This is a genomic window from Sphingosinicella sp. CPCC 101087, from assembly GCF_004151485.1.
Classification (GTDB): domain Bacteria; phylum Pseudomonadota; class Alphaproteobacteria; order Sphingomonadales; family Sphingomonadaceae; genus Allosphingosinicella.
In genome coordinates, this window is record NZ_SBFF01000005.1 from 250,121 (window position 1) to 264,475 (window position 14,355).

Here is a 14,355-nt window from a genome sequence, read left to right on the forward strand (position 1 = left end):
AGGCGGGCGGGAGAAACCGCTTAGACGCGCTGGTTGCGCGATGGTAGGCGGCCAGGGATGACCGCACCGGAATCGCCCGAGCGCTCCGCCGCCGACTCCGACCCCGGTTCGGCCATTCCCTTGTCCGAGGCGGTCCGCGTGTGGGCGCGGGTCGCGGCGCTGAGCTTCGGCGGGCCGGCCGGGCAGATCGCGGTGATGCACCGGATCCTGGTCGAGGAGAAAAAATGGATCGGCGAGGCGCGCTTCCTGCACGCGCTCAACTTCTGCATGCTGCTGCCGGGGCCGGAAGCGCAGCAGCTCGCCACCTATGTCGGCTGGTTGCTGCACCGGACGCGCGGCGGCCTCATCGCCGGCACCCTGTTCGTGCTGCCGGGGCTGCTCGCGATCATGGCCCTGTCCTGGCTCTACGCCGCTTATGGCGATGTCGGTGCGGTCGAGGCCTTCTTCTTCGGCCTCAAGGCGGCGGTGATCGCGATCGTGCTCGAGGCGGTCCGGCGGATCGGGCGCCGTGCCCTGGCCAACAAGGTCATGTGGAGCATCGCCGCGGCCGCCTTCGCGGCGATCTTCTTCCTCGGCGTGCCCTTCCCGCTCATCGTCCTCGCCGCCGCGGCGATCGGCTATGCCGGCGGCCGTTCCGGCGCCCGAGCCTTCGCGGCCGGCGGCGCTGGTCATGGCGGCGAGACGGGAGGCGGCGTGCTCGACCGGGAGACGGTGCTGGGGGAGGATATACCCGATCATGCGCGACCCACGTTCGGCTGGTCGCTCCGGGTTGCCGGCATCCTGCTGGCGCTATGGCTGGGGCCGGTCGTGCTCCTTGCCGCCTGGCTGGGGCCGGACCATGTCTTCGCCCGCATCTCGATCTTCTTCTCCCAGATGGCGGTCGTGACCTTCGGCGGCGCCTATGCGGTGCTCGCTTATGTGGCGCAGCAGGCGGTCGAGACGTTCGGATGGCTGGAGCCGGGCGAGATGCTCGACGGCCTCGGCATGGCGGAGACGACGCCGGGGCCCCTGATCATGGTCACCCAGTTCGTCGGCTTCATGGGGGCGTATCGTGGCGCGACCGGCCTTTCGCCGATGGTCGCGGGGACGCTGGGCGGCCTGCTGACGACCTGGGTCACGTTCGTGCCCTGCTTTCTCTGGATCTTTCTCGGCGCGCCCTTTGTCGAGCGGCTGCGCGGCAATCGCGCGCTGGCGGCGGCGCTGGCGACGGTGACTGCGGCCGTCGTGGGCGTGATCCTCAACCTGGGCCTCTGGTTCGCGCTGCACAGCCTGTTTCGCGAGGTACGAGCGGTGGAACGCGGACCGTTCGATTTCGACCTGCCCGTGCCCGCCTCGATCGACGTGGCCTCGGCGGTGCTGACACTTGCCGCGCTGCTGGCGGTGTTCAAGTTCAGGATCGGCACGGGCTGGGTGCTTGCCGGCTGCGCCGCCGGCGGGATAGCCTGGCGGGCGGCGACGGGTGGATGAACCGTGTGCAGGCAAGGAGCGACGATGACAGCAGGATTATTCGGTAAGGGACCACGCAGCGGCGCGGCTGCCCATTTGTTGCGCTGGGCGACCGCGGCAGCCTGGCTCGCCGCCGCGCCGGCCCTGGCGCAGCAGCAGCCCGGCGGGTCCAATGCCAGCGCCGGTATTTACCGACTGCCTTATGCCGATGGCACCACGGTCAAGATATTCGACGATTTCGTCTCGCATCGCCCGGTCGGCCGAATCGATTTCTATGCCGTCGAGGGCGAAGCCCCGTACCGCGTCGTGGCCGCCGCCGCCGGCCGGATCATGGCGATCCAGGACGGCCATAGCGAGCAGCAATCAGGACGGGCGGCGTCGGAATGCCGCAACAACTATGTCTGGATCGCCCACCCGAACGGGGAGTGGACCACCTATTCGCATCTCGCTCATGGATCGGTCACCGGCCGGGCAGGGCGCAAGGTGGGCGATCTGGTGGAGGCGGGCGCCTATCTGGGGGATGAAGGTGCGGTCGGCTGCGCAATGCTCGACCATGTCCATTTCGAGGTCGCCGTTCCGGATCCGTCGTCGCCGATCGACGCCGGGGGCTTCCTCAACGACAATCGCGACGGTCGGCGCGAGCGGAATCCCCGCTTCTGCAGCGTCGAGGGGGAGCATGTCGAAAAGGACCAGGTCTATCGCGCGGGGCCGTGCTGAGCGGGGAAGGCCCGCCCCGGGTCAAAGGCCGAACACCTTGAGCGCCGCGTCGCCGAGGCCCCTGAGGCCGCGGCCCCAGATGCTGCCCTTGTGGCCTTCGCGCGGCATCTCCTCATAGAGGTAGAAGCCGGGGCCGCCATCGAAGCTGTCGTTGAACAACTCCTGCCTGCCGAGCAGATAGGCGCCGAACGCTTCGCTGCGTCGCACCGAATAGAGCAAGCCGGCGCTGAAGCCGATCGTCGCCGCCTGGTTGATGCCGCGGCCGGCGCGAGCGGGCTCGAGCCGCACCCCCCGCGTGCCCTGGACGATCAATGTGCAGGGGCCGTGGAACACGAGATAGCGGAATTGCAGGGTCAGCCAGGCCGAGAGGTAAGCGAGCCGCCAGTGGCGGGTGATGCGCACGGGACGGCCCAGCGGCTGGACGATCCCGCGCAGCGCCCGCGGACGCAGCACCATTGCGGACCCGTCTGCGATCGCGACCAGGCCGATCTCGGCGAGCGGATCGCCCGTCGCCGACGCGAGAACGAAATCCGGGTCGCGCGAGCGGATCCGGACCAGGGCGACCAATCCGGAGGCCAGGCTGCTCAGCGGCATCGACCAGCTGAGCAGCCATTGGGTTGCCTTCGCCGCATGGTGGGGGGTGCTCTGCACCGCCTCCGGCGCCACCAGGAGCTCGCATGCCCCGTCGATCGGGATGTGCTGGGAGACGGAAGGGGCGGAGGATCGCGCGGACACGTCGCCGCGCTCGTCCGGAACCAGGCGGATGGGGGGGCGGCGGGCGGCGAGCGGGGCGACGACGAAGTAGAGGAAAGCCTTGATCAGGATCGGGCCGAAGATCGCCGCCGCGAGGATGACGAGCGCGGTCGGCAGCGTCTCGACGATCGGCCGCCGGATCCAAGCGACCCAATTGCCGCGCGCCGCCCTTTCGACCGCCTCGGCTCGGGCGGCGAGCGCCGCCTGTTGAGTCTCGAAGGCGGCGGCGGCGTCCTCGGCCACGGCATCGGCGGCGCGGATCGCGCGCCTCGCCTGATCGATCGCCGCTATCTCCGCTCGTGCCCGCCGATTTTCGGCCAGCGCCGCGCCGCGTTGCGCGCGCGCAGCCTGCAACGCTCGATAGTTGCGGCAGCCGAAGGTGGGCGCGGCATTGCGGCAGATGAAATTGCGCGGGCCGGCGAGGGCACGGCGGTCGAACGCCTCCGCCCGCTCCCGCGCCGCGGACCAGCGCGCATAGCTGGCATGAAGGCGTTGCTCCGCCTCTGCCCGTCGCGTCGCCAGGTCCTGGCGCCGTTGGCGGGCCGAGCCGGCGGCAAGGAGGCCGTCGATATAGCGCCGCTCGCGCTCGAGCAGGGCGATCTCGGCACCCGCCCTGAAATGGGCGAATATCCGGTCGGAATCGCCGGACGCGGCGGCCAAGGCGAGCGCGCGGCCGCTCAGCTTCTCGGCCTGTCGGGCGGAGATGGCCGGGCCGATCGCGGCGCGCCGGGCGCGCAGCCGCGCCTCCGGCTGGTCCGCGAGCGCGGCCGTCGCCTTTTCGGCCTCCGCGGCTCGATCGCGCGCATAGGCCTCGAACGCGGCCCGGGCGTCTGCATAGGCCGCCTGCTGCTCGGGCAGCGCTCGCGCCGCCGCATATTGGGTTTCAAGCCAGGCTTTCGCCGGCGGCAGCGCATATCGCCCGGCGATCAGCACGAGGACGATCAGGGCTAGCGCCAGCAGGTGTCTGACGATCCAGACGAGGACGTTACGGCCGAGGTTCAGCACGCGCGCGACCTCAGCGCCTTCTCCCGCTGTTGCGCAAGCCCAAGCGGAAATACGGGTGGAAATCAGCGACCTGCGAGCACCTGAAAGCTGCAGGGACTGCAGCCGGTCGGAACTTTATCTGCGAAGGGCCGGTCAGCGGCCGCCCTGGGGCCCGAAATGCCCGCGCGGTATCGGCTTTCGGCCGGCCGCCGTCAGCATCTCGAGCGTCGCGGGATGAAGCGGGTTGGCGAACTCGAAGCCGGCCTTCCCGTCCTTGATCCACACCAGTTTGCAATTTTGCGGCTCGAGGCCGGGAAGCTTGAGCCACGCGTGGCTGCCCGGCTCGAGTCCGAGTTCGCCCTGAGCCATGAACCCGCCGGTGGAGAGGTTGAGCACGTCGATTTCCGTGAGACGCGCGCCCGGATCGCGCAGGCGTGCGGCGAGATTCACGACGCGTCGTTCGGCCTTGCGTCCTTCGGGAGTGGGAAGGATTGCCAGCTGTCCCTTGGTCACGTGCATGCTCCTCTCGGCGCGTCGGTGCGGCGCCGCCGCTGCCGCTCTAGCCAGCGAACCTCTAAACAAGGCTTAAACGAAACCCTCCTTCCTGTCCGAGCGTTGGGCCTGCGTAACATCCTGTAGTTCGGAGTATTTGTGAGAGTATCAGTATTGGCAGCGCTGCTGCTTTCCGTTGCCGCGTGCGGCAGTGTCGGTGGCGGCGGCGATGGCGGCGAGGGCGTGGCCGCAGTGCAGCCGAGCCGGGTGACCGAGTCGGATCTTCGCGCCGCGATTTCCGATCCACGCCTGACCCGATTTTACGAGGCGCGCGCGTGGCAACCGGCCTGGAACCAGCAAAGCGCGGCCGCGCTCGTCGATGCGATCGGCGCGGCGGGCCGCCACGCCCTCGATCCGAACCAATTTCTCGCGTCGGCGGCTCGGTCCGAGGCGCCGGCGGCGCGCGAGGCGGGGTTGAGCCTCGCCGCCCTGACCTATGCCGAGGCGTTGGCGCGCGGACGGACCGACCCGAAACGGCTTCGTCCCGATTATACCATGGATCGACCGGATCCCGACCTTGCCGCCGGGCTCAACCAGGCGCTGGAGCAGGGCAATGTCGGCGAGTGGCTGGAAGGCCTCGCACCCCAGGACGAGGAATATCGCTTGCTCTCCGAAACCTATGTCGCGGCGGCGCGCCAGGCGGCGGGGGAGGGGCTCGAACAGATCCCGGCCGGGGACACGATCAGCGCCGGCGGTTCCGATCCGCGTGTGCCGGCGATCGCCACGGCCTTGCGGCGGGGCGGCTACCTGCCCGCTCAGCCCGAGGGACAGGCACAACCCGGGCCGGAATATGGCGGCGAGCTGGTCGAAGCCGTGCGCCGGCTGCAGGACGATCACGGCCTCGAACCCTCCGGCGAGATCGACGAGGCCACGCTCGAGGCGCTCAATCGCAGCGCGTTCGACCGAGCGCGAATTCTGGCGGTCAATCTAGAGCGTCGGCGCTGGCTACCGCGCCAAGCCTCGGCCTTGCGGATCGACGTCAACATTCCTGCCGCCACGCTCCAATATTGGCGCGACGGACAGCTCGTCGACCAACGTCGGGTGATCGTCGGCCAACCGGGCAACGAGACCCCCCAGCTCGCCTCCCCGATTTTCCGCCTGGTGGCCAATCCGACCTGGACCGTGCCGGAATCGATCGCCGAGGAAGAGATATTGCCCAAGGGTGCGTCCTATCTCAGGCGCAACAACATGACGATGCGCGACGGGATGATCGTCCAGGAGCCCGGGCCAACCAATTCGCTTGGCGAGGTCAAATTCGACATGCGCAACGACCTGGCCATCTATCTCCATGACACGCCGGCCAAGACGCTGTTCGAACAGGATCGCCGGCAGTTGAGCCATGGCTGCGTGCGCGTACACGACGCGCTCGGCTTCGCGGCGATGCTCGCCGAACAGGAGGGTGTGAGCGCCGACTGGCGCAAGGCGGTGGCCACCGGCGAGGAGACCTTCGTGCCGCTGCCGCGCGAGATTCCGGTGCGGCTGCTCTATCACAGCGCGTTCGTGGAAGGCGGCCGGATCCGCTTCCGCCCCGACCCGTACGGGTTCGACGAGGATGTTGCGGAGGCGCTCGGGCTGCCGGCGCGGCCGCGGCCGCAGCCCGCCGAGCATATCGGCGACGTCGGACCCTGAGGGCCGCCGCGCTGGCATCCGACGGCTCCGTCTCCCTGCCGGGCCGCCGCTGCGGTACCGGGCGGCGCGAGGATCCAATGTACTGCTCCTCGGCCGCCGGAGCCCGGCCCCGCTATCCACACGGCATATCCCACACGGTGGCGCACCAACGGAACGGCGCCGTCGCATCGCCGGTTGAATCGCCAGGGATGTCTCCCCGGTTTGTGCAGGACTCAAGGAGGACTCAATGGCTGAGAATCGCTATGGCGGCCGTCGCGACGACTGGCGCCAACGCGGAAGCTCGATCTTCTCGGACGACCATGACGACCGGCCGCGCCGCGACCGCGCCGGGAGCGGCCGACGCGGCGAAGAGCGTGGATTTTTCGAGCGTGCCGGCGACGAGGTGCGTAGCTGGTTCGGCGACGGGGAAGCGGAGCGCCGCCGAGAACGGGACATGCGACGCGACGAAAGCCAGTCGGCCTTCGGGGGGCGCGACAACGGCTGGCGCAGCGGCGCCCCTTCGATCCGTACGCCCTACGGCGGCTTCGGCACTTCCGACTATACCGGCGGTGGAGATTTCGATCGGGATCAAGGCGATTACGGTCGGCGCGACCCTGGCGGACGCAGCGGCTTCACCGGACGCTCTCACTGGGACGACACGTACCGGCGCTGGCGGGATCAGCAGATCGAGCAGCTCGACCGCGAATATGCGGAATATTGCCGCGAGCGCCAGCAGCAGTTCGACCAGGACTTCGACAGCTGGCGTCGCAGCCGAGTGACAGAGCGCGGCGCTGCGGGATCCGGGATGCCGTCCGCAGGGGCGACTCCGGACGCTGCTGCCATCAGCACGGGCGGAGGAAGCGCCTCGGCGGACCGTGCGAGCACGGGAAGCAGCGACAGCGGCGGAACGACGGCGGCGGGCGAAAGCGACGCCGCCCCGTCGACCAGCGGCCGTTCGGGCCGCGCCCGCGGCTGACGCCGCGGCGACGATCGTCACGAAGGAGGATCAGATGGCCGAATATGGCAGATATGGCGAGATCGACTATTCGAACCGCGAACGCGAACTTGAACGCGATGAGGAACGGGGACGCGGCCGGACCAGCATGTTCGGCGGCCGCGGCTCGAGCGAGCGCGCTTATCGGGAGGAACCCCGACGCGGCTATGGCGAAGAGGAGATGCGGCGCGGCTACGGCGGCAGCCGAAGCTCGGCCTGGGACCGCGACAGCCGCTACGGACGCGGCTGGGACCGGGACGAGCGCTATTACGGCTATGACGACTATCATCAGGGCCTTCCGATCGACGAGACAAGCCGGCTGATCGCGTCGAACAAGGTCGAGGGCACGCCGGTCTACGGCCGGGAAGGCGAGCGGCTCGGTACGATCTACAACTTCATGGTCGACAAGATCACCGGCCAGGTCGAATATGCGGTGATGAGCTATGGGGGCTTTCTCGGGCTCGGGCAGCGCTATTTCCCGCTGCCCTGGCGGATGCTCGACTATGACACGCGCGAAGGCGGTTACCGCATCGACATGGTCGATCGCGACCTCGAGCGGGCGCCGAGCTTCACCCGCGAAAGCGAGCCGCGATTCAGCCGCGAATATAGCCGCCGGGTACATGATTATTACGGCCTGAACTATTGATGCCTGACGGCCCTGTCTTCGCCGGGCAGGGCCGCTGAGGCGACCGGCCGGCCGTCTGCGGTCGGATGGAGCGAGGCGCATCGGCCCCGCCGACCGTCTCGTGCGAGCGAGAAAGGCGTGCGGCCCGTGCGTGGCCGAGGCTGGCGGGCCATGCCGGCCGAACGCGAAACGCCTCCCGCCGGATCATCCGGGACACGGCGCTTTCCCGAACGGGAAGAAACGGGCTAGATGGCGCGCCTGGGCCGGGAGATGGGACATGGGGATTCGCAAGACAGCCGCTTCGGTGCTGGCGCCGCTGGCGCTGCTCGCCTGCATCCAGTCGGCCGCGGCGGCGACGATCGAAGTGACCAAATCGCCGCATTGCGGTTGCTGCAATCAGTGGATCGAATATCTGCGGCATGAGGGTTTCGAGGTTCGGGTGACCGATGCCGAGGATGTCACGCCCGCCGCCCGTCGGCTGGGCGTGCCCGACGAGCTTCGCTCGTGCCATACCGCGTCCGTCGAAGGCTATGCGATCGAAGGTCATGTCCCCGCCGCCGACATCCGGCGGCTGCTCGCCGAGCGCCCCGAAGCCGCCGGGATCGCGGTTCCGGGCATGCCGATCGGCTCGCCAGGGATGGAGCAGGGCGACGCCCGGCAGCCTTATTCCACTATCCTGTTCGACCGGAACGGACGGCGCGAGGTCTTCGCGCGGCACTAGGATTTCGACTTCGTTCTTCCGGTCGTCAGGCCTGTCCGCCTGATCCGACGATGCTCGAACCGGAAGAGGCGCGGGCGCGCCGGCGCCGGCGCCAGGCGGTGTAGCCGAGGCGGCGGGGAAGCATGACCAGGCCGCTGATCACGACGACCAGGCCGAGCAGCGTCGCCGCGACCAGCAGGGGCGAGTTGAAGTCCTCATGGGTACGCCAGTCCATGACGTGCAGGCCCCAGAGAAAGTCGTAGACCCGCCATAGGGTCGAGCGGCGGGCGGTGACCGCCCCGGTATCGGCCGCGACATAGAGCGAGCGCGCCGCGCGGTCTTGAAAATCGACCCGCCAGGCCGGCAGAGGCCCGCGATACTCGGTCGAGTTCTCCGCTACGCGCTCGACCATGGAAGCGCGGAGTTCGCCGGCATGGTCCGCTTCGGCGATGCGGGCCGCGGCGTCCATAGGCAGCGGCGAGAGGCGTTGGCCGGTGGCGAGATCGTAGAGGCGGGGCCGGCTCTCTCCGGCGGCGATCAGCGCCACGGGCCGGCCGAGCAAGTTTCGTATTTCGATCCGCTCTCCGGTCACGCCGGCCGAGCCGAGCCGGAGCAGGCCGTCCGCGGCGGTGCCGAACGGCACCGGCTCCGCTTGTGCCGGGGCGATCGCATGCTCGCTGCGCACCCGCTCGATCGGAAAGGCGGCGAAGAACAGGCCGCTCACGAACCAGAAGAGGATCTGGATCGCCATCAGCAGCGCCAGCCACCGATGGATCTTCGCCCACAAAGCGCTCATGCCTTTCTCCCTCGCCCGAGCGTAGCGGGGCGTCGACCGCGCCGCTATGCTGAAGCGATGATCCAGCCGACGCTCTATGACTATCACCGCTCCTCGGCCTGCTACCGGGTGCGTATCGCGCTCAATCTCAAAGGCGTCCCATACCAGGCGATGACAGTGAACCTGCTCGACAATGCGCAGACGTCCGAAGCCTATCGCGCGCGCAATCCGCAGGGCCTCGTGCCGATGCTCGAGTCCGACGGGCTGCGGCTGACCCAGAGCCTCGCCATCATCGACTGGCTGGAATCGACCCGTCCCGATCCGCCGCTCGCGCCGGCCGATCCGGCCGATCGCGCCCATGTCCTGGCCATGGCGCTGACCGTCGCTTGCGACATCCACCCGCTCAACAATCTTCGTGTGCTCAAATATCTCGCGGGACCGCTCGGCCAGGAGCAGACGGTCCGGGACCAGTGGTACCGGCACTGGATCAGCGAAGGACTTCCGGCGCTCGAGGCCATGGCGGCGCCGAAAGCGGGCGCCTTCCTGTTCGGCGACGATCCGACGTTGGCCGACATCTGCCTGGTGCCGCAGCTCTACAATGCCCGCCGCTTCGAGGTCCCGCTCGACGAATACCCGACGCTGCTGCGAGCGGAAGCCTCGGCATCGAAGCTGGAGGCGTTCCGGGCCGCCCATCCCGACCGGGTCGCGCCTGCGGCAGCGAGCCGCTAGAAAGGGGAAAATCGACTCGGGAGAGGAAGCATGGGACGTGTCGAAGCGATCAGCCGCGGCATGGACGAGATCAGTCCGCTGGCGTCGGTGGAGATTCCTTCACTCGAGGGGAAGGTGAGCGAGTCGGAATGGAAGATCCGAGTCGATCTCGCCGCCGCTTACCGGCTCGTTGCCCATTATGGCTGGGACGACCTCGTCTTCACCCATCTGTCGGCTCGGGTGCCGGGCCCCGAACATCATTTCCTGCTCAATCCCTATAATTTGATGTTCGAGGAGGTAACCGCCTCGAGCCTGGTCAAGGTCGGAATGGACGGGCTTCCGGTCGAACCGACCGCGTTCATCACCAACCCGGCCGGCTTCACCATCCATTCGGCGATACACATGGCGCGGCCGGACGCGCAGGCGGTGATCCACCTCCATACGCCGCACGGCCAGGCCGTGTCCGCCCATGGCGACGGCCTGATGCCGCTTACCCAGACAGCGATGCTGATCCGGGACGAGGTCGCCTATCACGACTATGAAGGCGTCGCCGTCGATCTGGACGAACGCGAGCGGATCATCGCCGATCTCGGCGACAAGGGCGCGATGCTGCTGCGTAACCACGGCACTCTGGCGGTGGGAGAGACGGTCGGCGAGGCCTTCCTGCGGATCTACTTCCTGGAGCGCGCCTGCCAGGCGCAGATCCTCGCCCTTTCGGCCGGCGACAATCTCAACAATCCGCCGCAGGGGTCGCCCGAAGTCACGGCCCAGCAGGGCAAGATGGGCCTGAAGCTCGCCGCCGGCGCGCTCGCCTGGCCCGCGCTGCTGCGCAAGGCCTATCGGCTCGATCCCAGCTTCGCGACCTGATTGCGATGCGGGCGGCCTACTCGGCGCGAACTGCGCATAAGGCGCGAGGAATGGATGAGCTTCCGCGGGGGAGCACGCCGGCCCGCTAGCCGCGATACCAGTCTTTCGAGAGGCGGGTTGCGGCGGCGAAGTAGAGGATGGCGCTGAGCAGGTAGAAAGCGAGACCGTAGAGGATCGAGTAGCGCAGCGATTCGGCGCCGTAGGTCGAGGCGATCCGGTCCGACATGAAGCCGAGGATGTAGATTCCGAAGCCGATCCCGATCAGGTTGTTGATGAAGAGGAAGCTGGCGCTCGCGGTCGCCCGCATGTTCGGCGGGACGATGTGCTGAACGGCGGCGATCACGGGGCCGAGCCAGGCCAGAGCGAGCATCTGCCCGACGGCAAACAGGATCCAGGCGACGCCGAGCGACGGCGCCAGCACGCCCACGGCGAAGACCGGCGCGGCGACGAGGAAGGAGACGGCCGGAATCAAGGCGTAGCTCGCCGGGCGGTCCGGCCCCGTGCGGTCGGCGAACCAGCCGCCGAGCCACGTCCCCGCCATCCCGCCGACCAGCACGATCGAGCCGTAGAACCAGCCGACCTCCGACAGGTCGAGCCCGAAGCTGCGGCTGAAGAAGGAAGGCAGCCAGAAGATCAGGCCATAGCCCATGATCGAGCCGGAGGCGGCGCCGAACGACAGCAGCCAGAAGCTCGGCAGGGTCGCGAGCCGCTTCGCGACGACGGGGAAGGGCGGGGCGGCCTCGCTCGCTTTGCCGTCGGCCGTGTCGAATCCTCCGCGCACCGGCTCGCGGATCCCGAGCCTGACCAGCAGCGCCGCCGGAAGGCCGGCCAGTCCGACGATGATGAAGGCCCAGCGCCAGTCGAGATAATCGCCGATCCAGCCGCCGAAGAAGACGCCCATCGCCGAACCCAGCGGAATTCCAAGGGAGAAGAATGCCAGCGCCCGACCCCGCTTCGCCTTCGGAAAATAGTCCGAGATGAGGGCGTAAGAGGGGGCCACGCCCCCCGCCTCGCCGACGCCGACGCCCATTCGGGCGAGGAAAAGCTGCCAGAAATTCTGCGCGAGCCCGCACGCCGCGGTGAACAGGCTCCACAGCGCTACCGAGAAAGCGATGATCTTGACCCGGCTCCTGCGGTCGGCCAGCCAGGCGATCGGGATGGCGAGGCCGCTGTAGAAGAGCGCGAAGGCGATCCCGCCCATCAGGCCGAGCTGCCGGTCGGTGAGGCCCAGCTCGGCCTGGATCGGCACCGCCAGGACACCGATGATCTGGCGGTCGATGAAGTTGAAGATGTAGGCGAGGAGCAGGATGAGGAGGACGCGCCCGCCGCCCGGGTTCGCCGTCACGTTCCCGCTCCCCTGGTTCGTCACGCCCTAGAACCTCACTTCGCCGGTCAGGGTGACCGTTCGCGGCGGGCCATAGAAGGCGACGATCGAGTTGCCAAACAGGGCGCCCGGAAAGTTGTAGCCGCCGATGCGATAGCGCTCGTCGGCGAGGTTCCGGCCGACCAGCGAGACCTGGTAGCGCTCGTTCGCCGAGGTCCAAACCAGGGCCGCGTCGACCAGCGTGTAGCCGTCCTCGTCGAGGAGGGCGTTGGGGACCTCGAACTGCTGATATTCGGACCGGTAGGAGACCGACGGCGTGAAGCTGATCGTTCCCGCTCCGCCCAGGTCGTGGCGCCAGGTCGGCGAGACGGCGAAGGAGAATTCAGGCGTGTTCTGGAAGTCCCAGATGTCCGAGACGTCGACCTCCTGCTGCGTCACCGGATCGAAGGTGATCACGCGCTTGAAGTCCGCATTGATGTAGCCCAGCATCGCCGAGACCGAGAAATTGTCGGTGACGTTCGCCCGCGCCTCCGCCTCAAAGCCGAAGATCCGCGAATCGGCAGCATTGTTGACGAAGCTCGCCACGTTCGCGCCGACCGGCACCTGAACGGTGACCTGCTGGTCGCGATAGTCGGAGTAGAAGCCGGCCAGGCTGAAATAGAGGGCTCGGTCCAGGGCATAGGCCTTCAGGCCGATTTCGTAGGCGTCGACCGTCTCCGGATCGTAGCCGTTCACCGTTTCGGGTGTGAGCGATGCGTCGCCGCGCATGTCGAATCCGCCGGATTTATAGCCGCGCGAGTAAGAAGCGTAGACGGTCACGTCGGGCGTCGGCAGGTAGGAGATGCTCGCGCGGGGCGTGAACTCGGCATCGTTGCGGGTGTTGGTATAGTCGGTGTTGAGCACCACCGGCACCGCTGCCTCGTTTCCGAAGAAGGGGCTGCGCAGACCGGCAAAGGTCTGACGCAGGACGGTCCCGCGACGGCGATCGTCGGTGTAGCGGCCGCCGAGAGAGACCCGCCACTGGTCGGAAAGGTTGTAGCTGAAATCGGCGAAAGCGGCGAGGCTGCGGGTATCGACGCTGCCGGCCGTGAAGATGGTGAGTCCGGCATTGCCGAGCACCGTATCGAAGGCGCCGGCGGCATGGCCGTCCAGATAATAGACGCCGGCGACCCCCTGGAGCCGATCGCCTTCGTAGACGATCTGGAATTCCTGGCTGACCTGGTCGTCCTCGTAGAAGGCCGGAATGTCGAGGATCGGCTGCGGCGTGCCGTCGAAATCGATATTCCCTTCCGTCTCGCCGTCGCGATAGGCGCTGATCGATTTCAAGGTGACCTGGTCGGTCACGTTCCATTCCGCCGTGAGCGAGATGCCGCGGGTCTCGACCTCGTTGGGATCGCCCGCGCCGGCGCGCGTGTCATATTCGTCCGCCGGCGGCTCGAAATCGGGGAGCCCGGCATTGCCGACGACCCGATGGCCGTGGCGGGCGTTGGACCTGTCGCGGATCCAGTCGCCGGCGAGCCGGAAGAACAGGTTGGAGGTCGGCGCGAACTCGATGGAAGCGCGGGCGGCAAGCACGTTCTTGTCGTAATGCTCGTTGCCGGTGTTGAGGTTTTCGCCGAAACCGTCGCGCTGCAGCCAGGCGACGGCGCCGCCGACGCTGAGCGTATCGCTGACCGGCGCGGTGATCGAGCCTACCAGGTCGATCTGGTCGTAGGTGCCGTAAGCGGCGCGCACGCGTCCGCCGAACTCGTTGCCGAGGCGGCGGGTGACATATTTGACCGCTCCGCCGATCGTGTTGCGGCCGTAGAGCGTACCCTGCGGGCCGCGCAGCACCTCGATCCGCTCGACGTCGAAAATGTCGAGAACGGCAGCCTGGGGACGGGCAACGTAGACGTCGTCGAGATAGAGGCCGACGCCGGGCTCGAAGCCCCAGAGGGGGTCCTGCTGGCCGACGCCGCGGATGAAGCCGATCAGGGTGGAGTTGGAGCCGCGGGCGATCTGGAGCGTGGTGTTTGGCGTGCTCTGCATCACCGCGGTGAGGTCGACCGCGCCCTGATCCTCGAGCGTCTCGCCGTCCAGCGAAGTGACGGAGATCGGGACGTCCTGGAGGCTTTCTGCGCGACGCCGGGCGGTGACGAGGATCTCCTCCCCGCCGCCCTCCTCGATTCCGGCGGCATTGGCGGCCGCGACCTGTTCCTCGTCGCTCACCTGGGCGTGGAGCGGCGCAGCGGCGGCAGCGAAGGCGACGACAGCGCCCCCGACCTTCAGGCCGTTCAGCAGACGTGACGATGTGGACATGGCT

The 14,355-nt window shown here is 68.2% G+C and carries 13 protein-coding genes; 8 read left to right on the forward strand and 5 right to left on the reverse strand.

The genetic code is table 11. The annotated features are described in order from the left end of the window. Positions 1–57 precede the first annotated feature (57 nt). A complete protein-coding gene (gene chrA / locus EKM57_RS09930; RefSeq protein WP_129792339.1) occupies positions 58–1,467 on the forward strand; it encodes a chromate efflux transporter in 1,410 nt (469 codons plus the stop codon). 24 nt (positions 1,468–1,491) lie between these two features. Continuing rightward, positions 1,492–2,163, forward strand: a complete 672-nt coding sequence (locus EKM57_RS09935; RefSeq protein ID WP_129792340.1) for a M23 family metallopeptidase — start codon at positions 1,492–1,494, stop codon at positions 2,161–2,163. 21 nt (positions 2,164–2,184) lie between these two features. Here EKM57_RS09935 and EKM57_RS09940 read toward each other — a convergent pair whose 3' ends face one another. Together EKM57_RS09940 and EKM57_RS09945 are read right to left on the reverse strand one after the other, a co-directional pair. Then, on the reverse strand, positions 2,185–3,921 hold the full coding sequence (locus tag EKM57_RS09940) for a hypothetical protein (RefSeq protein ID WP_129792341.1): 1,737 nt from the start codon (positions 3,919–3,921) through the stop codon (positions 2,185–2,187). Between the two features lie 132 nt (positions 3,922–4,053). Then, entirely contained in the window at positions 4,054–4,413 is a 360-nt protein-coding gene (locus EKM57_RS09945; protein WP_129792342.1) for a PilZ domain-containing protein, read from the reverse strand. Between the two features lie 153 nt (positions 4,414–4,566). Between EKM57_RS09945 and EKM57_RS09950 the strand changes: the two genes are divergently transcribed. From EKM57_RS09950 to EKM57_RS09965, 4 genes are all read left to right on the forward strand, one after another. Beyond that, positions 4,567–6,081 (forward strand): murein L,D-transpeptidase, encoded by a 1,515-nt coding sequence (locus tag EKM57_RS09950; protein WP_243450971.1) that lies wholly within the window; start codon positions 4,567–4,569, stop codon positions 6,079–6,081. Positions 6,082–6,307: 226 nt separating this feature from the next. Further along, entirely contained in the window at positions 6,308–7,036 is a 729-nt protein-coding gene (locus tag EKM57_RS09955; RefSeq protein ID WP_129792343.1) for an SWFGD domain-containing protein, read from the forward strand. Positions 7,037–7,070: 34 nt separating this feature from the next. Further along, on the forward strand, positions 7,071–7,700 hold the full coding sequence (locus EKM57_RS22780) for a PRC-barrel domain-containing protein (protein ID WP_371414130.1): 630 nt from the start codon (positions 7,071–7,073) through the stop codon (positions 7,698–7,700). 256 nt (positions 7,701–7,956) lie between these two features. Continuing rightward, the gene (locus tag EKM57_RS09965; RefSeq protein WP_129792344.1) at positions 7,957–8,400 is read left to right on the forward strand and encodes a DUF411 domain-containing protein; all 444 of its coding nucleotides are present in this window, start codon (positions 7,957–7,959) and stop codon (positions 8,398–8,400) included. 25 nt (positions 8,401–8,425) lie between these two features. Here EKM57_RS09965 and EKM57_RS09970 read toward each other — a convergent pair whose 3' ends face one another. Continuing rightward, the gene (locus tag EKM57_RS09970; protein WP_129792345.1) at positions 8,426–9,175 is read right to left on the reverse strand and encodes a PepSY domain-containing protein; all 750 of its coding nucleotides are present in this window, start codon (positions 9,173–9,175) and stop codon (positions 8,426–8,428) included. 57 nt (positions 9,176–9,232) lie between these two features. On the opposite strand from EKM57_RS09970, the gene maiA reads away from it, so the two are divergent. Both maiA and EKM57_RS09980 read left to right on the forward strand, forming a co-directional pair. Further along, entirely contained in the window at positions 9,233–9,883 is a 651-nt protein-coding gene (gene maiA / locus EKM57_RS09975; protein ID WP_206185376.1) for a maleylacetoacetate isomerase, read from the forward strand. Between the two features lie 60 nt (positions 9,884–9,943). Then, entirely contained in the window at positions 9,944–10,729 is a 786-nt protein-coding gene (locus EKM57_RS09980) for a class II aldolase/adducin family protein (protein WP_129792404.1), read from the forward strand. An 85-nt stretch (positions 10,730–10,814) separates the two neighbouring features. Here the strand turns inward: EKM57_RS09980 and EKM57_RS09985 are convergent, their stop codons facing one another. After that, entirely contained in the window at positions 10,815–12,074 is a 1,260-nt protein-coding gene (locus EKM57_RS09985; RefSeq protein WP_129792346.1) for an MFS transporter, read from the reverse strand. 27 nt (positions 12,075–12,101) lie between these two features. Then, a complete protein-coding gene (locus tag EKM57_RS09990) occupies positions 12,102–14,351 on the reverse strand; it encodes a TonB-dependent receptor (protein WP_129792347.1) in 2,250 nt (749 codons plus the stop codon). Positions 14,352–14,355 lie beyond the last annotated feature (4 nt).